Source organism: Methylobacterium sp. WL6, assembly GCF_008040095.1.
Lineage (GTDB): Bacteria > Pseudomonadota > Alphaproteobacteria > Rhizobiales > Beijerinckiaceae > Methylobacterium.
Genome location: NZ_VRVH01000598.1, coordinates 1 through 1,020, shown reverse-complemented (window position 1 = coordinate 1,020; position 1,020 = coordinate 1). Strand labels below are relative to the sequence as shown.

1 protein-coding gene and 1 pseudogene are annotated in these 1,020 nt (G+C 75.8%); both read right to left on the bottom strand.

All coding sequences use genetic code 11. The features are described from left to right. The coding region (locus tag FV230_RS28655; protein ID WP_246695052.1) for an amidase family protein at positions 1-478 on the bottom strand (478 nt) is incomplete at its 3' end. Between the two features lie 146 nt (positions 479-624). After that, positions 625-1,020: pseudogene (locus FV230_RS28650) on the bottom strand (alpha/beta hydrolase); the annotation flags it as partial.

Below are 1,020 nucleotides of genomic sequence, written 5' to 3'. Positions count from 1 at the left end.
GGCCGCGGGCGACCGCCACCGCCGAGCCGCTGCTGGAGCCGCCCGGCACGTAGGCCGGGTCGAGGGCGTTGCGCGGCACCGGGTAGGGCGTGCGCACGCCGACCAGCCCGGTGGCGAACTGGTCGAGATTGGTCTTGCCGACGAGGATCGCGCCCGCCGCCAGGAGCTTTTCGACCGCGTGGGCGGTCTCGGTCGCGGTGTAGGCGAAGCCCGGGCACGCCGCCGTCGTCGCCATCCCGGCGACGTCGACGTTGTCCTTCACCGCGAACGGGATGCCCCAGAGCGGCCTGCCCACCGGGTCGAACGGGCCGAGCGCGGCGAGCGCCGCCGCGGCCTCCGCCTCCGGCACCAGGCTCAGGAAGATGCCGGGATCGTCGGCGGCCGCGATGCGGCGGTAGACCTCCGCCAGGATCGCGCGCGGGTCGTCGCCGGCGGCGTAGGCCGCGTGCAGGGCGGGAATCGTCGGGAACGGGGGCATGGCGTCTCGCGGTGGTGCTTCTCGAAAGCGATCCCATCCCGCCCCGCGTCCCGAGGCGCCCGCCCCGGCGGGCCTCGAAGGCGGGCTCCTTCGAGGCCTCCGCTCGGCTGCGGCACCTCAGGACGAGGGGGGTGGGAGCGTCGGCGCTACAATCCGGCCAGCCGCGCCGCCGTCCGGGCGATCGCGCCCTCGGGGTCGATCAGCGCGTCGAGCACGGTGAAGTGGTTCGCGCCCGTCACCGGGATCAGCGGCCCGTCCAGCCCCAGGGCGCGGCGGGCGGCGTGGTAGGCGTCCGACTGGCGCCGGAGCTCGGGCAGCTCGTCGGCGCCGTACAGCACCGCGACGGGCGGCGCGCCCGGGCTCAGGTGGCGGATCGGCGAGAGCGCCGCGATCTCTTCTGCGCTCAGGCTCAAGGCGTCGTTGAGATTCGTGCCGGCGATCGGCGCGAGGTCGAAGAGGCCGCTGATCGCGAGCCCGGCATCGGCCCCGTTGGCGACCTGCGCGGCGAGGTGCCCGCCGGCCGACCAGCCGGAGACCACGAG